General features: G+C 71.5%; 21 protein-coding genes and 1 rRNA gene. 16 read left to right on the plus strand and 6 right to left on the minus strand.

All coding sequences use genetic code 11. The features are described from left to right. The 9 genes from rrf to pstB form a co-directional block, all read left to right on the plus strand. Positions 1-92: ribosomal RNA gene (gene rrf / locus AB0Q99_RS26910) — 5S ribosomal RNA — on the plus strand; the annotation flags it as partial. 72 nt (positions 93-164) lie between these two features. Continuing rightward, a complete protein-coding gene (gene mshD / locus AB0Q99_RS26915) occupies positions 165-1,181 on the plus strand; it encodes a mycothiol synthase (protein ID WP_363575974.1) in 1,017 nt (338 codons plus the stop codon). Positions 1,182-1,590: 409 nt separating this feature from the next. Then, complete coding sequence (locus tag AB0Q99_RS26920) at positions 1,591-3,768, plus strand: RNA degradosome polyphosphate kinase (protein WP_363575976.1); 2,178 nt, start codon at positions 1,591-1,593, stop codon at positions 3,766-3,768. 122 nt (positions 3,769-3,890) lie between these two features. Then, positions 3,891-4,976, plus strand: a complete 1,086-nt coding sequence (locus tag AB0Q99_RS26925; RefSeq protein WP_363575978.1) for a CHAD domain-containing protein — start codon at positions 3,891-3,893, stop codon at positions 4,974-4,976. An 85-nt stretch (positions 4,977-5,061) separates the two neighbouring features. Further along, entirely contained in the window at positions 5,062-5,502 is a 441-nt protein-coding gene (locus tag AB0Q99_RS26930; protein ID WP_363576117.1) for an NUDIX hydrolase, read from the plus strand. Between the two features lie 228 nt (positions 5,503-5,730). Then, a complete protein-coding gene (gene pstS / locus AB0Q99_RS26935; protein ID WP_363575980.1) occupies positions 5,731-6,870 on the plus strand; it encodes a phosphate ABC transporter substrate-binding protein PstS in 1,140 nt (379 codons plus the stop codon). 150 nt (positions 6,871-7,020) lie between these two features. After that, positions 7,021-7,998, plus strand: a complete 978-nt coding sequence (gene pstC, locus AB0Q99_RS26940; RefSeq protein WP_363575982.1) for a phosphate ABC transporter permease subunit PstC — start codon at positions 7,021-7,023, stop codon at positions 7,996-7,998. After that, positions 7,995-9,065, plus strand: coding sequence for a phosphate ABC transporter permease PstA (gene pstA / locus AB0Q99_RS26945; RefSeq protein ID WP_363575983.1), 1,071 nt, complete (start codon positions 7,995-7,997; stop codon positions 9,063-9,065). Before pstC ends, pstA begins: the two co-directional genes overlap by 4 nt. Positions 9,066-9,103: 38 nt before the next feature. Continuing rightward, complete coding sequence (gene pstB, locus AB0Q99_RS26950) at positions 9,104-9,880, plus strand: phosphate ABC transporter ATP-binding protein PstB (protein WP_363575985.1); 777 nt, start codon at positions 9,104-9,106, stop codon at positions 9,878-9,880. Between the two features lie 205 nt (positions 9,881-10,085). Here the strand turns inward: pstB and AB0Q99_RS26955 are convergent, their stop codons facing one another. Both AB0Q99_RS26955 and AB0Q99_RS26960 read right to left on the minus strand, forming a co-directional pair. After that, complete coding sequence (locus AB0Q99_RS26955) at positions 10,086-11,081, minus strand: inorganic phosphate transporter (RefSeq protein ID WP_363575987.1); 996 nt, start codon at positions 11,079-11,081, stop codon at positions 10,086-10,088. A gap of 5 nt (positions 11,082-11,086) precedes the next feature. After that, the gene (locus AB0Q99_RS26960; RefSeq protein WP_030059626.1) at positions 11,087-11,707 is read right to left on the minus strand and encodes a DUF47 family protein; all 621 of its coding nucleotides are present in this window, start codon (positions 11,705-11,707) and stop codon (positions 11,087-11,089) included. 360 nt (positions 11,708-12,067) lie between these two features. Here AB0Q99_RS26960 and AB0Q99_RS26965 point away from each other — a divergent pair, with 360 nt between their 5' ends. Then, the gene (locus tag AB0Q99_RS26965; RefSeq protein WP_363575989.1) at positions 12,068-12,457 is read left to right on the plus strand and encodes a metal-sensitive transcriptional regulator; all 390 of its coding nucleotides are present in this window, start codon (positions 12,068-12,070) and stop codon (positions 12,455-12,457) included. Positions 12,458-12,542: 85 nt separating this feature from the next. Here the strand turns inward: AB0Q99_RS26965 and AB0Q99_RS26970 are convergent, their stop codons facing one another. After that, complete coding sequence (locus AB0Q99_RS26970) at positions 12,543-12,731, minus strand: hypothetical protein (RefSeq protein WP_363575990.1); 189 nt, start codon at positions 12,729-12,731, stop codon at positions 12,543-12,545. A gap of 196 nt (positions 12,732-12,927) precedes the next feature. Beyond that, positions 12,928-13,821 carry a hypothetical protein gene (locus tag AB0Q99_RS26975; protein WP_363575992.1) on the minus strand — a complete coding sequence of 298 codons (894 nt, stop codon included), beginning with the start codon at positions 13,819-13,821 and terminating at the stop codon, positions 12,928-12,930. Between the two features lie 162 nt (positions 13,822-13,983). Here AB0Q99_RS26975 and AB0Q99_RS26980 point away from each other — a divergent pair, with 162 nt between their 5' ends. Then, positions 13,984-14,172 (plus strand): hypothetical protein, encoded by a 189-nt coding sequence (locus AB0Q99_RS26980; RefSeq protein ID WP_363575993.1) that lies wholly within the window; start codon positions 13,984-13,986, stop codon positions 14,170-14,172. Positions 14,173-14,267: 95 nt separating this feature from the next. Here the strand turns inward: AB0Q99_RS26980 and AB0Q99_RS26985 are convergent, their stop codons facing one another. Both AB0Q99_RS26985 and AB0Q99_RS26990 read right to left on the minus strand, forming a co-directional pair. Then, entirely contained in the window at positions 14,268-14,990 is a 723-nt protein-coding gene (locus AB0Q99_RS26985; protein WP_363575995.1) for a phosphatase PAP2 family protein, read from the minus strand. A gap of 258 nt (positions 14,991-15,248) precedes the next feature. Beyond that, positions 15,249-16,439 carry a bifunctional lytic transglycosylase/C40 family peptidase gene (locus tag AB0Q99_RS26990; RefSeq protein ID WP_363576119.1) on the minus strand — a complete coding sequence of 397 codons (1,191 nt, stop codon included), beginning with the start codon at positions 16,437-16,439 and terminating at the stop codon, positions 15,249-15,251. 242 nt (positions 16,440-16,681) lie between these two features. Here AB0Q99_RS26990 and AB0Q99_RS26995 point away from each other — a divergent pair, with 242 nt between their 5' ends. The 5 genes from AB0Q99_RS26995 to AB0Q99_RS27015 all read left to right on the plus strand — a co-directional run bounded on the left by AB0Q99_RS26995 (position 16,682) and on the right by AB0Q99_RS27015 (position 22,354). Continuing rightward, positions 16,682-17,038 (plus strand): hypothetical protein, encoded by a 357-nt coding sequence (locus AB0Q99_RS26995; protein ID WP_363575997.1) that lies wholly within the window; start codon positions 16,682-16,684, stop codon positions 17,036-17,038. A gap of 166 nt (positions 17,039-17,204) precedes the next feature. Beyond that, positions 17,205-18,029: a hypothetical protein gene (locus AB0Q99_RS27000; protein WP_363575999.1), complete on the plus strand. Its 825-nt coding sequence runs from the start codon at positions 17,205-17,207 to the stop codon at positions 18,027-18,029. Between the two features lie 157 nt (positions 18,030-18,186). Then, positions 18,187-19,308: a hypothetical protein gene (locus AB0Q99_RS27005; protein WP_363576001.1), complete on the plus strand. Its 1,122-nt coding sequence runs from the start codon at positions 18,187-18,189 to the stop codon at positions 19,306-19,308. Positions 19,309-19,315: 7 nt separating this feature from the next. Further along, entirely contained in the window at positions 19,316-20,905 is a 1,590-nt protein-coding gene (locus AB0Q99_RS27010) for an SCO6880 family protein (RefSeq protein WP_363576003.1), read from the plus strand. A 99-nt stretch (positions 20,906-21,004) separates the two neighbouring features. After that, the gene (locus tag AB0Q99_RS27015) at positions 21,005-22,354 is read left to right on the plus strand and encodes an ATP-binding protein (protein WP_363576005.1); all 1,350 of its coding nucleotides are present in this window, start codon (positions 21,005-21,007) and stop codon (positions 22,352-22,354) included. The last annotated feature ends 8 nt before the right edge of the window (positions 22,355-22,362 follow it).

Here is a 22,362-nt window from a genome sequence, read left to right on the forward strand (position 1 = left end):
CGCCCGGTTACATTCCGAACCCGGAAGCTAAGCCTTACAGCGCCGATGGTACTGCAGGGGGGACCCTGTGGGAGAGTAGGACGCCGCCGAACAATCATTCAGAAGAACCCCTGATCCATTCGGATCAGGGGTTCTTCGCATTTCCGGTGACGTATCGTCAGGGCATGGACGAGCAGACAGCGGTCATTGCGAACAACGTGCTCCGGACCGGGCAGCGCGACGGCGCCCTCCGTGTTCTGGCGGAGGCCCAGGCGGTGGACGGCCGGGCCGCCGTGTCCGAGCAGGGCCGGCTCCGGCTGCGTGCCGCGGAGACCCCGCGCCCGGGCGTCATCCACCTGGTCGAGACCGAAACCGAGACCGAGACCGCAGCCGCAGCGGAGTCCGGCGCCCAAGCCGCAGCCGTGCTCGGCTACGGCCAGCTGGACGTCCCGCAGAGCCTGACCGCCGACCCGGCCGCCAACCCCTCCGCCGAGCTGGTCGTCGACCCGGCCGCCCGCGGCCGCGGCCTGGCCCGCCCGCTGGTGGACGCCGTCCTCGCGCAGGCCCACCGGGCGGGGCACGACGCGGTGGACTTCTGGGTGCACGGCGGGCACCCGGCGGCCCGCCACCTGGCCGGGGCGTACGGCGCCGAGCTGGTCCGCGAGCTGCGGCAGATGCGCCGCACCGGTCGGCAGACCGAGGAGGTCGCCGTCCCGGAGGGCATCGAGCTCCGCACCTTCCGTCCGGGGGAGGACGACGCGGAGTGGCTGCGGCTGAACGCCCTGGCCTTCGCCCACCACCCGGAGCAGGGCGCCTGGACGGAGCAGGACCTGGCGGAGCGGATCGCCGAGCCGTGGTTCGACCCGGCCGGCTTCTTCCTCGCCACCCGCGCCGGCAAGGTGGTCGGCTTCCACTGGACCAAGGTGCACCCGGCCACCGCGACCGAGCCGGAGCTCGGTGAGGTGTACGTGGTGGGTGTGGACCCGGCGGAGCAGGGCAGCGGACTCGGCCGCGCGCTGACCGCGGCGGGCCTGCGTCATCTGACGGGTCCCGGCCCGGGCGAGCGTGCACTGGAAACCGTGCTCCTCTACGTCGACGCCGACAATCCGGCCGCCGTTCGGGTATATGAACGATTGGGATTCACCGTTCACGAGGTGGACCTCATGTACCGAGCCCAGTACCAGGAGAACCGGTCGGCCTGACCCTCTCCCCGCCACGGTCCGGCCGCCTCCCGGAGGCCACGGAGCCGGCCCGGAGGGGCCACCACCGAGAACCGGAGCGGTCACCGCCGAGGAGCCGGAGCGGTCACCGCCGAGGAGCCGGAGCGGTCACGGGCGAGCGCCGGGGCGGCGCCGGCCCTTGCCCCGACCGACTCAGCTTTCCTCCTGGCCATGCGGTGTTTACCGTGGATTCAATTGCTGCCGCGAAGATCACAGGATGAAGTCCGTAGTGTCTCGCTCGTGCAGAGTCGACCGCCACTCACCGGCCGGTCCTGTACGGACCGCGCCCGGCGGATGGGCGCTGTTCCCGGGAACGGTCCGGGGCGAGGGCGACGGCCCGCAGAGCCACACGCGTCCGGACGCCGTCCTGCTGCTGGAGGAGCTGGAGCCCATGAGCATCCCCCGCCCCGTCTCTGCCGCGCTGTCGCCGACGGCCCGGATGTCCAGTGCGCTGGGCATCCCGCCGGAGCTGCCGGCCACGGACGAGCAGGAGCACGAAGCGTTGCCGCAGGGTCGCTTCCTGGACCGCGAACGCAGCTGGCTGGCGTTCAACGAGCGCGTCCTGGAGCTGGCCGAGGATTCGGAGATCCCCCTGCTGGAGCGGGCCAAGTTCCTGGCGATCTTCGCCAGCAACCTGGACGAGTTCTTCATGGTCCGGGTGGCCGGCCTCAAGCGCCGGATCGCGACCGGCGTCGCCCAGCGCAGCGCGTCCGGCCTCCAGCCGCGCGAGGTGCTGGACCTGATCTGGACCCGTTCGCGTGAGCTGATGGCCCGGCACGCCGCGGCCTTCCAGCAGGAGGTGCTGCCGGACCTCGCCACCGAGGGCATCGAGGTGGTCCGCTGGTCGGAGCTGGCCGAGAAGGAGCAGGCCCGGCTGCACACGCTGTTCCGGCAGAAGATCTTCCCGGTCCTGACCCCGCTGGCGGTCGACCCGGCGCACCCCTTCCCGTACATATCCGGACTCTCGCTCAACCTGGCCGTCGTGGTGCGCAACCCGGTCTCCGGGCACAAGCACTTCGCCCGGGTGAAGGTGCCGCAGTCGCTGGCCCGCTTCCTGGAGGCCTCGCCCCAGCGCTACGTCCCGCTGGAGGACGTGATGGGCGCGCATCTGGAGGAGCTCTTCCCGGGGATGGAGGTGCTGGCCCACCACGCCTTCCGCGTCACCCGCAACGAGGACCTGGAGGTGGAGGAGGACGACACCGAGAACATCCTCAAGGCCCTGGAGAAGGAGCTGATGCGGCGGCGCTTCGGCCCGCCGGTCCGGCTGGAGGTCGAGGAGTCGATCGACCCCTACATCCTGGACCTGCTGGTGCGGGAGCTGAACATCACCGAGGCGGAGGTCTTCCCGCTGCCCGGGCCGCTGGACCTGACCGGGCTGTTCGGGATCGCCGAGCTGGACCGCCCGGAGCTGAAGTACCCGAAGTTCGTGGCGGGCACCGCCCGCGGGCTCACCGACGTCGAGTCGGCCTCCCAGCCGGACATCTTCGCCGCGATGCGCGAGCGCGACGTCCTGCTGCACCACCCGTACGACAGCTTCTCCACCTCGGTGCAGGCCTTCCTGGAACAGGCCGCCGCCGACCCGGACGTGCTGGCGATCAAGCAGACGCTGTACCGGACCTCCGGCGACTCGCCGATCGTGGACGCCCTGATCGACGCGGCCGAGTCCGGCAAGCAGGTGCTGGTCCTGGTCGAGATCAAGGCACGCTTCGACGAGCAGGCCAACATCAAGTGGGCCCGCAAGCTGGAGGAGGCCGGCTGCCACGTGGTCTACGGCCTGGTCGGGCTGAAGACGCACTGCAAGCTGTCGCTGGTGGTCCGCCAGGAGGGCGACACCCTGCGGCGCTACTCGCACGTGGGCACCGGCAACTACCACCCGAAGACGGCCCGGCTGTACGAGGACCTCGGCCTGCTCACCTCCGACCCGCAGGTCGGGGCGGACCTGTCGGACCTCTTCAACCGGCTCTCCGGATACTCGCGCCGCGAGTCCTACCGCCGGCTGCTGACCGCCCCGCGCGGCCTGCGCGACGGGCTGGTCTCGCGGATCCACAACGAGATCGCCCATCACCGGGCGGGCCGTCCGGCGTACGTGAAGCTCAAGCTCAACTCGATCGTCGACGAGGCCGTGATCGACGCGCTCTACCGGGCCTCGCAGGCCGGGGTCCCGGTGGACGTCTGGGTGCGTGGGATCTGCGCGATCCGCCCGGGGGTGCCGGGGCTGAGCGAGAACATCCGGGTCCGCAGCATCCTGGGCCGATTCCTGGAGCACTCCCGGATCTTCGTGTTCGGCAACAACGGCGACCCGGAGGTCTGGATCGGCAGTGCCGACATGATGCACCGCAACCTGGACCGCCGGATCGAGGCGCTGCTGCGGATCACCGATCCGGCGCACCGCGCCGAGCTGTCCGGGCTGATCGACCTCGGGGTGTCGGACGAGACCGAGTCCTGGCACCTGGGGCCGGACGGCGCCTGGACCCGCCACTCCCAGGACGCCGAGGCCCGGCAGCTCCGGCACGTCCAGGACCTCCTGATCGACTCGCGCCAGCGCCGCCGGGCCGCCACCTCGCGCTGACGCGTCCACTGATGCGAAGCCGCCGGAGCGGACGGCCCTCGGGATCGACGAGGGCCGGCCGCTCCGGCGGTCGGCGACCAGCTCCGGGGAACGGCCCCGGGGGAACGGGGATCTACCACGCCATGACCGATGCGCCGATGACGGCCCAGGCGGCCTCCACCGCGACCGCCGGGGACATCCTTTCCCGCCGCCTCACCGCCCAGGCCGGCGCCTTCCTGCGCGCCCTGCCGCTGGCGGTGGGCGAGGTCGGCGCCAGACCCGGGGCGGTCTCGGTCGTCCCGGCGGCGGGTACCGCGGACCTGCTGCGGACCGTCCGGCGGATCGGCGGACTGCTGCACACCTTCGGCTCGCTCTTCGAGCAGAGCTGGGCGCAGGAGTCGCGCACCGAGCTGCGCTGGCTGCTCAACCTGCTGGCGCTGGAGCCCGGGTACGTCCGCCGGTCGGCCCGGCTGCTGGGCGCGCTGGACTCGCTGAGCGGCAGCGACCCGGAGGGGACGGGCATGCTGGCCGGCCACGCGGGCGCCCCCAAGGCGCGGGCGCTGCTGGACCGGCAGCTGACCCTGGCCAGGACCAGGGCGCACTCCACGGTGCTTCAGGAGCTCCGCTCGGCCCGGCTGCACGCGCTGGCGGACCGGATGACGCTGCTGGTCGGCGAGGCGCCGCTGCTGGAGTCGGCGGGCGGCCGGGCGGCGACGGTGCTGCTGCCGCAGGCGGCCGCCGCGTTCGCCGCGCTGGCCGCGACCGCCCAGCAGCTGCCGCTGCACCGGGCCGCGACGCCGTACGGCGGGAACGGGCTGCGGCGGCTGGGCGCGGTTCCGGCGGCCCGGGGCGTGGTGGACGCGGATGCGGCGCTGGCGGCCGACGACGCCCCGTGGGCCCGGCTGCGGATCCTGGTGAAGCGCGGCCGGTACGCGTTGGAGGTGTGCGGCCGCCCGTCCTCCGAGCTGGACGAGCTGGACGCGGTGCTGGACCGGCAGCAGGAGGCCGCGGACGCCGCGGTCACCGCCGCCACGGCGGCGCGCACCCCGCGGATCACCCCCGCGACCGCCTACGTGCTGGGCGTGGTGCACGCCGACCAGCGGCTGGAGGTGGAGTCGGCGCGGTACGCCTTCGGCCGCCGGTGGCCGGATCTGCCGCCCGCCCCGGACGGCTGGCTGGAGGTCCCGGTCGAGGGCTGGGGCCACTCCGCCGCGCCGAGGACGGTCTGAGGTGGGCGGGCGTCCGGGAGGCGGACGGGCGACGGGGAACACGGCCGCGGCGGGACGCGGCCCGGTGGTCCTGGCGGCCGGCGCGGTGCTGTGGGTGCCGGGCCGGCCGAAGAAGAGCGGGCGGCTCGGGCGGCCGCGGATCGCGGTGATCCACCGGCCCAAGTACGACGACTGGAGCCTGCCGAAGGGCAAGCTCGACCCCGGCGAGGGGATGGCCGACGCGGCGCTGCGCGAGGTGTGGGAGGAGACCGGCTTCCGCTGTCTGCTCGGCCCGGAGCTGCCGGCCCAGCACTACCAGGTGCAGGGCCGCCCGAAGGAGGTGCGGTACTGGGCCGCGGTGCCGTCCAACGGCGCCTTCCGGCCCAACCGCGAGGTGGACCGGATGGAGTGGCTGCCGGCCGGGAAGGCCCGCGCCCGGCTCACCTACGAGCACGACCGGTTGCTGATCGATGCGCTGCTGGCGATCCTGGGGGCGAAGCCGGTGCGGTCGACCGGCTCCGCGCCCGTGAAGGAACGGTGGAAGTGATCTCCCTGCGCCCTTGCCGTGACGCAACCGTTACTACCTGACGTAGTTTCCTGTCATCCTTTCGAGGTTCACTCCCCGTTCACTTGCGACCGGCTGTCGTGTCACTTCCCCGGCCTAACTTCGGGACCACCGGAGGGCCGAACGGGCCCCGGACCACAGCAGATCCCGCGCTCCGCCGTACTCGTACGGGCCCGTGCGCCGGGCAATGCCTCAGAAAGGGACACCCCAGTGAAGCTCCAGCGGAACGGCCGCTCCAAGGCCCTCGCGATCGGTGCCATGGCGCTCGTCAGCTCGCTGTCGCTCGCCGCCTGCGGCTCGGACAACAACAACAGCAGCTCGACCGCGGCCGGCGGCGCCAGCGGCTCCGCCGCGGCCGGTGCCGCGATCAACTGTGGCAAGTCCGGTTCGCTGATCGCCGCCGGTTCGACCGCCCAGGGCACGGCGATCGACGTCTGGAAGACCAACTTCAGCGGCGCCTGCTCCGGCACCACCATCAACTACCAGGGTGTCGGCTCGGGCGCGGGCATCCAGCAGTTCACCCAGGGCAAGGTCCAGTTCGCCGGTTCCGACTCGGCCCTGAAGCCGGCCGAGGTCGACGCCACCAAGGCGGTCTGCACCGGTGGCCAGGGCATCGACCTGCCGATGGCCGGCGGTCTGATCTCGCTGGTCTTCAACGTGGACGGCGTCGACAACCTGGTCCTGGACGCCCCGACCGCGGCCAAGATCTTCGACTCGCAGATCACCAAGTGGAACGACCCGGCCATCGCCGCCCTGAACCCGGGCGCCAAGCTGCCGGACGCGGACATCCAGTCCTTCCACCGCTCGGACGACTCCGGCACCACCGACAACCTGACCAAGTACTTCGCCGCCGCCGCCAACGGCGCCTGGACCTACCCGTCCAGCAAGACCTGGGCGGCCAAGGGCGGCCAGTCGGCCAACGGCAGCGCCGGTGTCGCGGCCCAGGTGAAGCAGGTCAAGAACTCGATCAGCTACGTCGAGCTGGCCTACGCCCAGACCAACAGCCTGAAGAGCGCCGCCATCAACACCGGCGCCTCCAAGCCGGTCGAGGCCACCGCCGCCAACGCCGCCAACACCTTCGCCAAGGCCAAGATCGCCGGTACCGGCAGCGACCTGGCGCTGAAGCTCGACTACGCGACCAAGGACGAGGGCTCCTACCCGCTGGTCCTGGTCACCTACGAGATCGTCTGCGACAAGGGCAACAAGGCCGACACCGTCGAGACCCTGAAGTCCTTCCTGACCTACACCGCCAGCGACGCGGGTCAGAAGGCGGCCGGCGAGAAGGGCTACGTCCCGCTGCCGAAGGAGCTGACCGACAAGGTCAACGCCGTCATCCCGACCCTGGCCTGACCCGACAGGACCACCGGTGGGGCGGCCCCGTGAGCGAGGGGGGCCGGGGCCGCCCCACCGGAACGCACCACACCCAGCACCACGTCCGGGGCACCGCCGCCATGGTGCCGTCCCCCTTCCGGGGCGGCACCACCAGACCGGAGTAGACCAATGACTTCATCCTCCCCTGCCGCCCCGCGAGGCAGGGAACGCCGGCCGCGCGACAGCCGGGTCGGCGACAAGATCTTCATGAACCTCGCCCGGGGTTCGGGCATCCTGCTGCTGGTCATCATGGCCGCGATCGCCGGCTTCCTGGCCTGGCGCTCGGGCCTCGCCCTCAGCAAGAACGAGGGCAACTTCCTGACCTCCTTCGAGTGGGCGCCGGACGCCCCGAAGCCGGTCTTCGGCATCGCGGTGCTGGTCGTCGGCACCATCGTGAGCGCGGTCATCGCGATGGCGATCGCCGTCCCGGTGGCCATCGGGATCGCGCTGTTCATCTCGCACTACGCGCCGCGCCGGATCGCCCAGCCGTTCGCCTACCTGGTCGACCTGCTCGCCGCCGTCCCCAGCATCGTCTACGGCCTGTGGGGCGCGCTCTTCCTGGTCCCGCACATGGACGGCCTGACCAGCTGGCTCAACGAGTACCTGGGCTGGACGTACGTCTTCGACCAGACCAAGTCCGGCACCCCGCGCAACCTGTTCACCGTCGGCATCCTGCTGGCGATCATGGTCCTGCCGATCATCACCGCGGTCTCCCGCGAGGTGTTCCGCCAGGTGCCGCGGATGCACGAGGAAGCGGCGCTCGCGCTCGGCGCGACCCGCTGGGAGATGATCCGCACCGCGGTGCTGCCGTTCGGCCGCCCCGGCATCATCTCGGCCTCGATGCTCGGCCTCGGCCGCGCGCTCGGCGAGACCATCGCGGTCGCGGTGGTGCTCTCCTCCAGCAACATCCTGTCGCTGCACATCCTGGACGCGGGCGGCGGCACCTTCGCGCAGAACATCGCGCTGAAGTTCGCCGAGGCCGGCGACAACGGGCGCAACGCCCTGATGGCCTCCGGCCTCGTCCTGTTCGTCATCACCCTGCTGGTGAACGGTGCCGCGCGACTGATCATCGCCCGCCGCAAGGAGTACTCGGGGGCCAACGCATGACCGTCACCGCCATCGTCGATGACGCCCGGCCGGTCGGCCGTCCGCTGACCGCCAACCGGCTGCCCACGTGGGCCCCGGCCGCCGTCGCGGTCGGCTCGATCGCCCTCGGCTGCGGGATCGGCGCCGCCGCCGGCCTGGCCAGCCACCTGCAGTGGGGCCTGCTCTCGGGCACGCTGTTCCTCCTGATCAGCTACGGCCTCGCGGCCCGGGTCGAGGGCCGCCGGCAGGCCAAGGACCGGTTCGCCACCTCGGTGGTCTGGGTCGCCTTCATCATGGCCGTCGTCCCGCTGGTCGCCCTGACGGTGTACACCGTCCAGCAGGGCATCGCGGTGGTCGACGGGAACTTCCTGAGCCACTCGATGAAGGGCGTGCTCCAGTCCGGCCCCGGCGGTGGCATCTACCACGCGCTGATCGGCACCCTGCAGCAGGTCGCCCTGGCCACCGCGATCGCCGCCCCGATCGGGCTGCTGACCGCCGTCTACCTGGTCGAGTACGGTCGCGGCAAGCTCGCCAAGGCCGTCACCTTCTTCGTCGACGTCATGACGGGCATCCCGTCGATCGTCGCCGGTCTGTTCATCCTCTCGCTCTGGAACCTCGCCCTCGGCTTCAGCTACTCCGGCTTCTCGGGCAGCCTCGCGCTGGCCATCCTGATGATGCCGGTCGTGGTCCGGTCCACCGAGGAGATGCTCAAGCTGGTCCCGAACGAGCTGCGCGAGGCCTCGTACGCGCTCGGCGTGCCGAAGTGGAAGACCATCCTGCGGATCGTCCTCCCCACCGCGATCGGCGGCATCACCACCGGTGTGATGCTCGCGGTCGCCCGCATCACGGGCGAGACCGCCCCGGTGATGATGCTGGTGTTCGGCGCCGACTACATCAACAACAACCCGTTCGACGGGCCGCAGCAGTCCCTGCCGATGTACATCTGGACGCAGTACTCCCAGGTCAACAACCAGTACGGCTACGCCCGTGCCTGGGGTGCGGCGCTGGTGCTGATCGCCTTCGTGATGGCGCTCAACCTCATCGCCCGCGGCATCGCCCGCTGGCGGTCGCCCAAGACCGGCCACTGACCGACTGACGTACGAGACAGACGAGAGAAGCAACGATCATGGCCAAGCGCATCGACGTCAGCGGACTGTCGGCCTACTACGGCACCACCAAGGCCATCGAGGACATCTCGATGAGCATCGAACCCCGCTCGGTGACCGCCTTCATCGGCCCCTCCGGCTGCGGCAAGTCCACCTTCCTGCGCACCCTGAACCGGATGCACGAGGTGATCCCCGGCGCCCGGGTCGAGGGCAAGGTCCTCCTGGACGACGAGAACCTGTACGCCTCCAACGTCGACCCGGTCGCCGTCCGCCGCTCGATCGGCATGGTCTTCCAGCGGCCGAACCCGTTCCCGACCATGTCGATCTACGACAACGTGATCGCCGGCCTCCGGCTCGCGGGCGTGAAGAAGAAGTCCGTCCTCGACGAGGTGGTGGAGCGCTCGCTGAAGGGCGCCAACCTCTGGAACGAGGTCCACACCCGGCTGAACAAGCCGGGCGCCGGCCTCTCCGGCGGTCAGCAGCAGCGGCTCTGCATCGCCCGCGCCATCGCGGTCGAGCCCCAGGTCCTGCTGATGGACGAGCCCTGCTCCGCGCTGGACCCGATCTCCACCCTCGCCATCGAGGACCTGATCGGCGAGCTGAAGTCGCAGTTCACCATCGTGATCGTGACCCACAACATGCAGCAGGCGGCCCGCGTCAGCGACCGCACCGCCTTCTTCAACCTGGCCGGCGTCGGCCAGCCGGGCAAGCTGATCGAGCTGGACGACACCCAGCGGATCTTCTCCAACCCGTCGGTCCAGGCGACCGAGGACTACATCTCCGGCCGCTTCGGCTAGACCGGACCCCGTCACGCCGCGCGGCACCGCGCCGGGTGACGGAACACGAGCTGTCCCGTGGTGCTGCATGGCGGTGCCGCCGCGGGACATGAAGAAGGGCCCGCCCCCGAGATGTGGGGGCGGGCCCTGTCATGTCCCGCGTGCGGTCCGTGCGGTCCGTGCGGTCCGTGCGGTCCCGTGCCGTCCGGAGGTGTCCCGCGCGGGATCACCCCCAGAACAGCTGGATGGACCAGTACACCAGCGCTGCGACGATGGCGGCCGCCGGCATCGTGATGAACCAGCCGAGCACGATGTTCTTCGCGACGCCCCAGCGCACCGCGCGGATCCGCTTGGTGGCCCCCACCCCCATGATCGCCGAGGTGATCACGTGGGTGGTGGAGATCGGCGCCTTGTAGACGAACGAGGTGATGTACATGACGATCGAGGCGGTGGTCTCGGCCGCGAAGCCCTGCGGCGGGTCCAGCTCGATGATCTTGCGGCCGAGCGTCCGCATGATCCGCCAGCCACCCGCGTAGGTGCCCAGCGAGAGCATCGTGGCGCAGGAGATCTTCACCCAGACCGGGATGTCGTAGGTGGCCTGCTCGCCGGAGATGACCAGGGCCATCACCACGATGCCCATGGTCTTCTGGGCGTCCTGCAGGCCGTGCGCCAGGGCCATCGCGGCGGCCGAGGCGGTCTGGGCGACCCGGAAGCCGCGCTTGGCCCGGTGCGGGTTGGCCCGGCGGAAGATCCACAGGATCGCCAGCATCACCAGGAAGCCGCCGACCAGGCCGACCACCGGCGAGACCACCATCGGGATGACGATCTTGTCGATGACCCCGTTCCAGATCACCTCGGTCCCGCCGGCCAGCGCCGCGCCCACCATGCCGCCGAACAGGGCGTGCGAGGAGGAGGACGGCAGGCCGAAGTACCAGGTGACCAGGTTCCAGGCGATCGCGCCGACCAGGGCGGCGAACAGGATCGCCATCCCCTGGTCGCCGGACGGGGTCTCGATGATCCCCTGGGAGACGGTGTTCGCCACGCCGCTGCCGAGGAAGGCGCCGGCCAGGTTCATCACGGCGGCCATCGCGAGCGCGGCCCTGGGCGTGAGCGCCCGGGTGGAGACCGAGGTGGCGATCGCGTTCGCGGAGTCGTGGAAGCCGTTGGTGTAGGTGAAGAAGAAGGCAACGCCGATGACGGCGATGAGTGCAGCCGTGTCCACGAGGGTCAGGACTCCTTGACGGCGATGGTCTCCACCGTGTTGGCGACGTGCTCGAACGCGTCCGCCGCCTCCTCAAGGACGTCCACGACCTGCTTGAGCTTGAGCACCTCGATGGCGTCGTACTGACCGGAGAACAGGTGGGCGAGCAGCTTGCGGTGGATCTGGTCGGCCTGGTTCTCCAGCCGGTTGACCTCGATCCAGTACTCGGTGAGGTTGGACATGCTCCGCAGGTTCGGCATCGCCTCCGCGGTGAGCTCGGCGGCCCGCGCCAGCACCTCGATCTGCTGCTCGATCCCCTTCGGCAGGGTCTGGATGTCGTAGAGGACGACCAGGTCGACGGCCTCCTCCATGAAGTCCATGATGTCGTCCAGCGACGAGGCGAGGCTGTAGATGTCCTCGCGGTCGAAGGGCGTGATGAAGGACGAGTTCAGCTGGTGGAAGACGGCATGGGTGGTGTCGTCCCCGGCGTGCTCGGCGGCGCGCATGCGCTCGACGATCTCCGCACGGGCCGACACGTCTGATCCCAGCAGCTCCAGCAGGAGCTTCGATCCGACGACGAGGTTCTCCGCCGCGGCGGCGAACATGTCGTAGAAGCTCGTCTCCTTCGGGGTCAGGCTAAAACGCACGGAAATCTCCGATGTGCGGGGTAGGGACTGAACGATGCTAGGTGCAACCAAGCGCAATCGCGCAAACGGGTATCGAGGAGGGAGCCGGAACCTCCTCTTCCGTTCAGTCGCCGCACCGGCTGACGCGGACCGCACCGCCACGTACGGACGCGGGCCCCCAGTCTGACGGAACCTCGCCCGGATTGTCCCCGTCGTGCATGGGGAAGACGGGGGCGCCGCCCAGACGGGGGAACTCCCGGACGGGCCCCGCGCGGACGCTCCGGCACGTGCCGCGTCGGCCGCCGGAACACCACGGGAGGCCCCGGTGTTGGACACTGGTGGCCGACGCAGCGAGCAGGCACTCAGACGAAGGCGGGGCCGATGACCACGACGCAGGCGCGCACCGAGCCGGATGACGCGCAGGGGACCGACCCGCAGGTCGGCCACACCGCACCCGCGGCCGCCGCGGCGCCCCGGGGCGGGCACGGCCCACACGGGTACAGCGCCCAGAAGGACGCCCACCTCAAGCGGCTGCGCCGGATCGAGGGCCAGATCCGCGGTCTCCAGCGCATGGTCGACGAGGACGTCTACTGCATCGACGTGCTCACCCAGGTCTCGGCGAGCACCAAGGCACTGCAGTCCTTCGCCCTCTCCCTGCTGGAGGAGCACCTGCGGCACTGCGTCGCCGCGGCCGCCGAGCAGGGCGGCGCGGAGCTGGACGCCAAGGTGGCGGAGGCCACCGCCGCGATCAGCCGGCTGCTGCGCAGCTGACACCGGCCGAACTCCGGGCGGCCCCGGCCGCCCCGCTGATCAGCCGCCGTCAGCCGTCGGCCGTCAGTGCGTCGGCCGTCCACCGTCAGCCGTCGGCCTCCCGGTCGACCGGGCCCGGATCGGTCCGGTCGAGCAGCACCTCGTCGATCCGTTCGGTCGGCAGCCGGTCGCCGGAGCTGGCCGTCGCGGCGATCATCAGCTCGCCGGCCAGCTCGATCTCGTCGAGGGCCGCGTCGTCGTGGCCGCCGCTGCGGCCGCCCGTGGACGACACCACCTGCACCACCCCTTCAGTGCCTCGCCAGCCCGGGCGGCAGCCACCCGACGTCCAGCCTAGGCACTCCGGGGCCCGTCCACATGGCACGGACGGGCCATCTCGGCGCCGCCGAAACGGGTGACCACCGCTCCCCGGACGGCCACCCGCTCCGACGGCGCCCCGTTTCGCCCCGGCGCCGGAGCGCTGCCCGGGCGGCCTACTTGGGGCTCTCCGTGGGCTTCATCTGGTAGATGTCCGAGGCCGACGGCTCGGCCGCCTCGACCGGCTTGCCGAAGTCCGACAGCGAGGTGGTCGAGGTGACCTTCACCTGGTCCTTGGGGTCCTTGGACCCGGCCACCCCGGCGAAGGTGAACACCTCGACCACCTTGTGCAGCCGGCCCTGGTCGTCCAGCCAGGCGTCGAACGGGACCTCCTTGACGGTGAAGGTCTGCGAGCCCATCCGCAGGCCGTCCCCGCCCCGGCCGCCGGTCGCGTCGGCCGCCTTGGCCAGGTCCAGGGTGCCGCGGTAGTGGTGCAGCGTGACCCCGCCCCCGGACTCGGTGCCGACCGCCTCCGCCTTCTGCGCCCCGCGCAGCGCTCCGGCCGCCGAGGCCGGGTCGGTCGCGCCGCTGCTGACCAGGTTGCCGTCCGGCAGTTGGCGCACGTCCAGCTTGACCCACTTGCCCTCGGGCACCTTGGCGCCGCTGTTCTGCAGGTAGACGGTGCCGGGCAGGACCACCTCGACGATCTTCCCGGTGGTCGCCGCGCCCGGCGGCACCTGGACCTCCAGCCGGCCGATGCGCTTCACGTAGTCGTAGCCGCCCGTGCCGCTGAACGAGGCCTTCTTCTCGGCGGACTCGGTGACAAGCTCGGTGGCGGCGTGTGCGGAGCCGGTGCGGCCGGTGATGTCGGCGGCGTTGCGCACCGCCGTCAGCGGGTCCGCGGCGAGCTGGTCCGGGGCGCTCGACTGCTGGTCGGAGGAGCCGACGCCGGCGCCGCCGGAGCAGCCGGCCGCTCCGGCCGCCAGCGCGGCGGTGAGCAGGGCGGCCCCGGCCGCGGAGCGCAGCCGCGGACGGCGCTCCGGCCGCCCGCTGCACTGCTGGTCGGTCATCTTCATCCTCGCCACAACCCCCTCGGGCCCGACTGCCCTGCCGGGACACCACCGGGTGGGCAGAGCTCTTTCCGGGCAAACGAGTTGGAAGGAAAAGGGTTACGGGTGCCGACCGTCCGGCGGACGTCGCGCAGGGGCCTCCGGCGCGTTACCGTGAAGCACGTGCACAGTGAGCTGTCGGCCGCGCCCGGCACCCGGATGCCCGAGCACCGCCTCGCGATCAGCGAGCGCGGTTCCTTCACCTTCGCGAGCTGCAGCTGTGGCTGGTACGCCCCGGCCCGCCGCTCCCGGGACCTGGCCCGCCGCGAGGGGGCCGTCCACCTCGCCGAGAGCGGCGTCGAGCCGGACTGACCGCACGGGGCCGTCCTGCGGCCACCGGCCAGTGGGCACCGGTCGGAGGTACCGGTCGGGGGGCGCCGGTTTTTTTGGGGGCACCGGGCGGCGGTTCAGGCCGCGAGGTCGGACTCCGGAGGCTGTTCCTCCGCCCGCACCGCCCCACGGCCGCGCCGACGGCCGCGCGGGGCTGCTCCGCCGCGGGCCGCGCCGCTGCGTTCCGGTGCCCGGATCAGCGGGGCGACGGCCGTCCGGGTCAGCGCGTGGCAGAACGGGACCAGCACCGCCATCGCGATCGGCGCCAGCAGCAGCACCACGGCGACGGCGAGCGCGAAGCCCCCGATCACGTCGGTCGGGTAGTGGACGCCCATGAACATCCGGCAGAAGCCCTGCAGCAGGGCCAGCCCGCCGGCGATCCAGCCGAGCTTCCGGTTCACCAGGAACAGCGCCACCGCGACGCCCATCGTCATCGTCGAGTGGTCGCTGACGAAGGAGTGGGTGCCGGCCTTGCCGTCCACCAGCACCAGCAGTCCGGGATGGTCGACGAACGGGCGCGGGCGGTCCACGATCGCGGCGATCGGCAGGTTGGCCAGCTCGGCGACGGCCACCGAGAGCGGCACCCAGAGCAGCCCGGCGATCGCCACCGGCGCGTCCGGGCGGCGTCTGGCCTGCAACCAGGCCACCAGCCCGAGCATGGCCAGGCCGATCAGGATGCCGTACTCGCCGATCCACGAGACCAGGTGGTCCAGCCACTGCGGGGAGCGCTTGGCCAGGCCGTTGACGGCGTAGAGCAGGCCGAGGTCGGGGTTGGTCGTGTCGGCAAGCGGCGTCGACACGCCGCACCTCCTTCTGGTCCGCTGCACCTGTACGTTCCCGCCGGGGCCCGCCCGGCGCGGAATGCTGACGAGGGGCCACCGGAAGAAACGTCATTTCCGGGACACAGCGTTCCACGGAAACGCGCGGTTATCGAAACTTGACTCAGCGTCCACACGGCGCACACAGGTCCCGGTGGCCCCGTCCGTACCCGTCCATGTCCCGCCCGTGACCCGCCTGCGCCCCGTCCATGTCCCGCCCGTGCCCCGCCTCTGCCCGGCCTACCGGCCCGCCCCGGTGGGGCTCGGCCCGGTCGGCGCGGGCGGGGCCGCCACGGCGGGCCGGGCGGGTGCCGCCGGGGCGCTGCCCGGGGCACCGGCCTGGGTACCGGCCGGGGCGCCCGTCTGGGTGCCCGCGGGGCTCGTCGGCGTCGTCGAACCGGGCCGGCTCGGGGCTTTGACCGCGCCGTCGTTGTTCCGGCTCGGCAGCGCCTGGGCGCCGTCCGAGGTGACCCGGGTCGCGCCGATGTACTCCTTGGTGTCGATCTTGTCGTAGCGGATCACCGCGCCGGTGTGCGGCGCGTTGATCATGTACCCGCCGCCGACGTAGATCCCGACGTGGTGGATGCTCCGCGGATCGCTCAGGTCCGTCGCCCAGAACACCAGGTCTCCCGGACGCAGCTGATCGCGCGACGGGTGCGGCCCCGCGTACCACTGGTCGTTGGCCACCCGGGGCAGGGTGATGCCCACGCTGGCGTACGCGGCCTGGGTCAGGCCCGAGCAGTCGAACCGCCCGTTCTGCGAGGGCAGGCCCTCACCGCCCCACAGGTACGGGGTGCCGAGCTTGGTCTGCGCGAAGTAGATCGCCGCCGCCGACTGCGCGGACACCTCCAGCGGCGCGGTCGGCGCGGTGAAGCTGCGGGCCATCGCCTGGATGCTCCGCACGTACCCCTGGGTCTCCTTGTACGGCGGGATGCCCCGGTTGCTCGTCACCGCGTACGGGCCCGCGTTGTAGGCGGCCAGCATGTTGGCCTGCGGGTCGCCCGGGACGCCCGAGACGTCCTTGGCGAGCGCGCAGTCGTAGACCGCCGCCGAGGCGATCGCGTCGTACGGGTCCCAGACGTCCTTCCGGCCGTCCCCGTCCGCATCCGTCCCGTACGTCGCCCAGGTGCCCGGCATGAACTGCGCCATTCCCTGCGCCCCGACACCGGAGCGGGCCTTGGGATCGAATCCGCTTTCCTGGTACAGCTGTGCCGCGAGCATCGGCGGAGAGATCTCCGGACACAGGGCGCCCCACTTCTGGATCGCCTCCTGGTACGCCGCAGGAACGGTTCCGGGCGAGAGGGCGGAGCGATTCGCTGACTGCTGCGGCGTCCCACTTGCCGCATAAGTCCCCATCGTCACCAGCCCGATGAACCCGAACGCAACAACTCCCGCAGCGGCGGCGGCCGTACCGGCCTTCCGGAGTACCATCAGCACCATCCCGACGATCCGTCAGTCGAAGTGTCCCGGAAGGCGTTGCTCACCGCAATCATCAGAGATACAAGGAGTGAGCGCTATCCTTCGTACGGTGGACATCCTCGCGTACGTGTCCGATGCCTCACGACCAATCCGCGAGAAGTAGCCAAGTCGACATCAGATCTGGCCAAGAATAGGCACCGACCCTTCGCGCGGGCGGGGTCCGGGCCCTTGAATTTGCCTGATCGGGCGGTGAGATGGAAATGAACCTGAGCAGCGTGCACAGTTATGCGGTCGGCCACCTGGCCGAGGACCCCCCCAAGAAGCCGAGTATCGACACCATCATCGGCGGAATCGCCCCCGACTGGGGGCCGTTCGCGAGCCTCGGGTCGGAGGCCCGGGTGATGGTCGAGGTCATCATGGCCGTCGCCATCCTCGTCTGCCTCGGCCTCGCGGTCTGGGGCGCGGCCAAACAGCGGATCGGTGCGACCGCGATGCGGGACAGCTTCGGAGCCGAACAGGGCAAGGGACTGATCGTCGCCGGACTGACCGGCGTGTTCATCATCGGATCACTCGGCACCCTGTTCACCATTGTCTACGGCATGGCGATCTGACGATCGGACAGCGGTAGTCCGGCCCGTCCGAGGTTAGGTCCCCCATCCGGACCCCTCCAGCGGCCGGCCTGCCAGGAGTTCACCCCGTCCCACCCTCCGTCCGCGCCCGCCCCCGGGTGGAGGGCCCCCGGAGCCGCCCCCGGCTCCCCGCACCAGGAGGGCCGCCGTGCCGTCGTTCGACGACCAGCCGCACACCCGTACGCGGCTGCCGGTCGGCGAACAGCCCTCCCCGCCGCCGAGCCTCCGTCAGTCCCGGCCGCTGCGCACCCTGCTGACCGTCCTCGTGGTGGTCACCCTCCTCGTCGTGGCCATCGCCATCGCGAACCGCGGCAAGCCCGCCCCCGGCAGCGGCGGCACCGGCAGCGGCTCCGCCGACCGTGCCGCCCCCAGCGCGCCCTCCGGTGCCGGCCCCGCCCCGAGCGGCGACCAGCCCGTCGGCACCACCGTCAACGGCATCGCGGCCGGCTTCCCGCACAGCGACCAGGGCGCCCAGTCGGCCGCCGCCAACTATGCGGTGGCGATCGGCTCCGCGGACATGTTCCGCACCGACAGCCGCCACACCATCGTCGCCACCATCGCCGACCCGGCCGCGGCGCCGACCCTGCAGAGCCGGCTGGACCAGGGGTTCTCACCCGAGACGGCAGCCAGATTCGGGGTCGATGCCCAGGGGCGGCCGCCCAAGGGGCAGACCTTCGTCAGCCGGACGATCCCGGTGGGAACCAAGAGCAACGGCTACACCGCGGACAGCGTCAAGATCGACGTGTGGTGCACCGGACTGTTCGGGCTCGCCGGTGAGCGTTCGGTCAAACCGGTGTCCCAGGAGTGGTTCACGCTGAACCTCAGCCTGCGATGGACCGGGACGGACTGGAAGCTCACCGACTTCAGTCGAGTGTCGGGTCCGGCCCCCGTCCCGCCGGACCAGCAGGCCGCGACCGCCGAGGAGATCACAGGTGCCGTCGAGCAGTTCGGAGGCTTCCGCTATGCCCGCTGACGGTAACCCGGGCCTCGTCCGGCGGGCCCTGGGCCGCGTGACGGGGGTGGCGCTGTTGGGCGCCGTCACGGTTGCGGCGACAGCCCAGCGTGCGCTGGCGGAGCCTTCGCCCACTCCCAGTTCCGGGGCGAACAACACGAGTTGCCCGGGAGTCCCGTTGCCCGGGAACGATGTCTACTGCGCTCCGCCCGGCGGTGGCTCGCTTCCGGGTGGCGGCGCCGTCGGGGCCGTCGCCGATCCGCTCGGGGCGCTCGCGAAGAGTTGTGCGCAGGCCGCGGCGTGGGTGGTGCGGAACCTGTCGGGGGCGATCGACGGGACGACGCAGGTGGACTTCACCAACGCGTCGTTCCTGCAGCAGTACGCCGTGGTGTTCGCGGTGTCGACGGTGATCACGCTGGTGCTGTGGCTGCTGGCGGTGACGAAGCGGGCGGTGCGCGGGGCGCCGTTGACGACGGCGTTCTCGGAGGCGATCGGCTTCCTGTGGCTGACCGTGGTGGCGTCCGCGTTCACGCCGCTGATCCTGTACACCGTGGTGAGCGTGACGGACGGGCTGACCAAGGCGATCACGGTCGGGACGAAGACGGACACCGGCTCGTACCTGAGCGGGTTCGCGGACACGCTGGAGAAGGGCAACGTCGGCGGCGGCCCGCTGATCCTGGTGCTGGTGTCGCTGGTGGCGGTGCTGGCGGCGGCGGTGCTCTGGATCGAGCTGCTGATCCGGGCGGCGATGCTGTACGTGGGCGCGCTGCTGGGGACGGCGGTGTACGCGGGGCTGGTGGACAAGCAGCTGTGGAAGCACGTGCGCCGGTGGGCCGGGGTGATGCTGGCGGTGGACCTGGCGAAGCCGATCATCGTGGTCATCCTGGGCCTGGCGGGCGCGGTCGCGACCGGGGCCGGGGCCAGTGACGACTTCGCCCGGGTGCTGTCGGGGCTGGCGATCCTGTTCCTGTCGATCTTCGCCAGTGCCGCGATCTACCGCTTCGTGCCGGGCTTCGGCGACGAGATCCTGAACATGCGCCAGGCCAGGGCCAACGCGGTGCAGGCGGGTTCGGCGATGATCAACGGCACCGCGAACATGATGAAGCAGGGCATCACCACCCACGGCGACCGCGGCGGGCAGGCCGGCGGCGCCGGTGGTGGCGGTGGTGCGGGCGGCGGCTCGGTCGCGCCGGGCATCGCCGCCCACGCCGGCCGGACGCCCGCCCCGCCGCCGCAGGCCGGGCCGCCGCAGGCCACCCCGGTTCCGATCCGCGACAGCAATCCAGCGAAGGGAGGGTGACGGGTAAGTGAGCAGCGAACCACTCGGCCAGTACGGCGCCCAGTACGCCCAGCCGTACGTGCACCAGCGCCGCACCTACCTGATCGGCAAGGCCCGCCCGAACGCGCCGATCGGCCGGAACCGGGAGTCCGGCGAGATCCTGCTGATCATCTTCGGGGCGTTCCTCGGGATGCTCTGGGGCCTGCTGATGCCGGTCCTGCCGCTGCGGATCGCCGGTCTGATCGGCCTGCCGCTGCTCGCCATCGGGGCGGTGTACGTGCCGTACCGCAAGCGGACGTTCTACAAGTGGATCGAGATCAACCGCACCTACCGCCGGACGGTCCGCAGCGGGCGGGCGGTGTGGCGTTCGGACGTGATGGACGCCGGCACCCGGCTGGACGGCCGGGAGGTGGAGGTCGGCCCGCCGCCCGGCGTGGGGCGGCTGCGCTGGCTGACCGCGCCGTTCGGGCCGGACGAGGTCGGGGTGCTGATGCACCTGGAGCGGCGTACGGTGACGGCCGCGATCGAGATCGAGGGCCCGGGCGTCGGGCTGCGCGACTCGGAGGACCAGGAGGCGCTGGTCGACCGGTTCGGCACGCTGCTGAAGCACGTCGCCAACGGGGACGGCTTCGTGACCCGGCTGCAGATCCTGGCCCGGACCCTGCCGGCCGACCCGGACGCGCACGCCAAGGACGTGGAGCGCCGCGGGGACCACGACGCGCCGCGCTGGCTGCAGGACTCGTACGACCAGTTGCAGTCGATGGTGTCGACCTCCTCGGAGCAGCACCGGGCGTACCTGGTGGCCTGCATGCACTACACCCGGGACCTGGCCGCCGAGGCGCACGCGATGGGCCGCAGCGCCGACGGCCGCGGTGCCACCGGCCGGGGGGCCCGGGACGACGAGGGGCTGGCGGCCGTGATGGCGCGCGAGCTGACCGACATCTGCGCCCGGCTGGCCGAGGCGGACATCCGGGTGCGCCAGCCGCTGGGCCAGGCCCGGCTCTCCTCGCTGCTGCACTCGATGTACGACCCGGACCACCCGATCGACCACATCCAGGCGATGTCCCGGCGCAACGCCTGGCCGGCCGAGCTGGACGCGACCGACCCGCAGTATCTGCAGGCGAAGACCCGCGAGTCGGCGACCCGGGAGCCGTGGTGCCACGCCACCGCGTGGATCAAGGAGTGGCCGCTCACCCCGGTGGGCGTCAACTTCCTGGCGCCGCTGCTGGTGCACACCCCGGACGTGATCCGGACGGTCGCGGTGACGATGGACCTGGAGCCCACCGACGTCGCGATCGAGCGGATGCTGACCGAGAAGACCAACGACGAGGCGGAGGCCAGCCGCGCCGCCAAGATGAACCGGACGGTCGACCCGCGCGACCTGGCCCACACCGGCCGGGTGGACCAGCGCGGCGACGACCTGGCCTCCGGCGCGGCCGGCGTGAACCTGGTCGGCTACATCACGGTCTCCGCGCGCAACCCCGACGCCCTGGCCCGCGACAAGCGGACCATCCGGGCCTCGGCCGGCAAGAGCTACCTCAAGCTGGAGTGGTGCGACCGGGAGCACCACCGGGCCTTCGTCAACACCCTTCCGTTCGCCACCGGCATCCGCCGCTGAGCCCGCCGGTACGCCCCCGCCCTCACGTCCCGCGCCCGTACGCCCCGCGTCCGGGCCCACCCGTTACCCGTCCACCGCTCACCCGTCAGGAGGCCGCCCATGGCGCTCGGCAACCTCACCGAGGCCTTCACCAGCCTGATGTTCGGCAAGGTGGAGACCACCCGCCTGCCGGTGCGCACCTCCACCGGCCAGGCGCAGGCGGTCTACCTGCCCACCGCCGCGCCGGGGCTGGGCGACTCGGGCGTGATCATCGGCCGCGAGGTGTACAGCGGCAAGGGGTACGTGTACGACCCCTTCCAGCTGTACGGGCAGCAGCTGCCCGCCCCGCACTGGCTGGTGCTCGGCGAGTCCGGCAACGGCAAGTCCGCGCTGGAGAAGACCTACGTGCTGAGGCAGTTGAGGTTCCGTGACCGCCAGGTCGTGGTGCTCGACGCGCAGGGCGAGGACGGCGTCGGCGAGTGGAACCTGATCGCCAACGCGCTGGGCATCAAGCCGATCCGGCTGGACCCGATGGCCGCCCGGGACGGCGGGGTCAAGCTCAACCCGCTGGACCCGGCGATCACCCAGACCGGGCAGCTGTCGCTGCTGCGCACCATCATCGAGGTGGCGATGGGGCGCGGCCTGGAGGAGCGGGCCGGGTTCGCGCTGAAGGCCGCGCACGCCCACGTGGTGGCCTCGGTGACGAGCCGCCAGCCGGTGCTGGACGACATCATCGACACCCTGCGCAATCCCGACCTGTCCTCGGTGGAGTCGCTGGGCGTGGCGGTGGAGGAGGTGCAGTCCTGGGGCCTGGACGTGGCGCTGGTGCTGGACCGGCTGGTCGACGGTGACCTGCGCGGCATGTTCGACGGGTCGACCACCGAGGGCATCGACCTGGACGCGCCGCTGATCGTCTTCGACCTCTCGCACATCGACCGGAACTCGATCGCGATGCCGATCCTGATGGCGATCGTCGGGGTGTGGCTGGAGCACACCTGGATCCGGCCTGACCGGAAGAAGCGCATCTTCCTGGTCGAGGAGGCCTGGCACATCATCAACAGCCCCTTCGTGGCGCAGCTGTTCCAGCGGCTGCTGAAGTTCGGACGCCGACTCGGGCTCTCCTTCGTCGCGGTGGTGCACCACCTGTCGGACGTGGTGGACGGCGCGGCGGCCAAGGAGGCGTCGGCGATCCTGAAGATGGCCTCCACCCGGACGATCTACATGCAGAAGGCCGAGGAGGCGCGGGCCACCGGCCGGGTGCTGGGCCTGCCGCGGTGGGCGGTGGAGATCATCCCCACACTTTCGCCGGGCATCGCGGTCTGGGACGTCAACGGGAACGTCCAGGTGGTCAAGCACATCATCACCGAGACCGAGCGGCCGCTGGTGTACACCGACCGCGCGATGACCGAGGACGCGGTGGCCGAACGGGTGCGCGCGGAGCGGCACTTGGCGGCCGAGCCGGGGGTCTGAGGGCGGTT

Source organism: Kitasatospora sp. NPDC086791 (assembly GCF_040685975.1).
In the GTDB taxonomy this organism is placed as follows: Bacteria; Actinomycetota; Actinomycetes; order Streptomycetales; family Streptomycetaceae; genus Kitasatospora.

Bases quoted from the DNA above. Each gene is read 5' to 3' on its own strand.
- mshD (WP_363575974.1), top strand. From the start codon at position 165: ATGGACGAGCAGACAGCGGTCATTGCGAACAACGTGCTCCGGACCGGG.
- AB0Q99_RS26920 (WP_363575976.1), top strand. From the start codon at position 1,591: ATGAGCATCCCCCGCCCCGTCTCTGCCGCGCTGTCGCCGACGGCCCGG.
- AB0Q99_RS26925 (WP_363575978.1), top strand. From the start codon at position 3,891: ATGACCGATGCGCCGATGACGGCCCAGGCGGCCTCCACCGCGACCGCC.
- pstC (WP_363575982.1), top strand. From the start codon at position 7,021: ATGACTTCATCCTCCCCTGCCGCCCCGCGAGGCAGGGAACGCCGGCCG.
- pstA (WP_363575983.1), top strand. From the start codon at position 7,995: ATGACCGTCACCGCCATCGTCGATGACGCCCGGCCGGTCGGCCGTCCG.
- pstB (WP_363575985.1), top strand. From the start codon at position 9,104: ATGGCCAAGCGCATCGACGTCAGCGGACTGTCGGCCTACTACGGCACC.
- AB0Q99_RS26965 (WP_363575989.1), top strand. From the start codon at position 12,068: ATGACCACGACGCAGGCGCGCACCGAGCCGGATGACGCGCAGGGGACC.
- AB0Q99_RS26975 (WP_363575992.1), bottom strand. From the start codon at position 13,821: ATGACCGACCAGCAGTGCAGCGGGCGGCCGGAGCGCCGTCCGCGGCTG.
- AB0Q99_RS26990 (WP_363576119.1), bottom strand. From the start codon at position 16,439: ATGGTACTCCGGAAGGCCGGTACGGCCGCCGCCGCTGCGGGAGTTGTT.
- AB0Q99_RS26995 (WP_363575997.1), top strand. From the start codon at position 16,682: ATGGAAATGAACCTGAGCAGCGTGCACAGTTATGCGGTCGGCCACCTG.
- AB0Q99_RS27015 (WP_363576005.1), top strand. From the start codon at position 21,005: ATGGCGCTCGGCAACCTCACCGAGGCCTTCACCAGCCTGATGTTCGGC.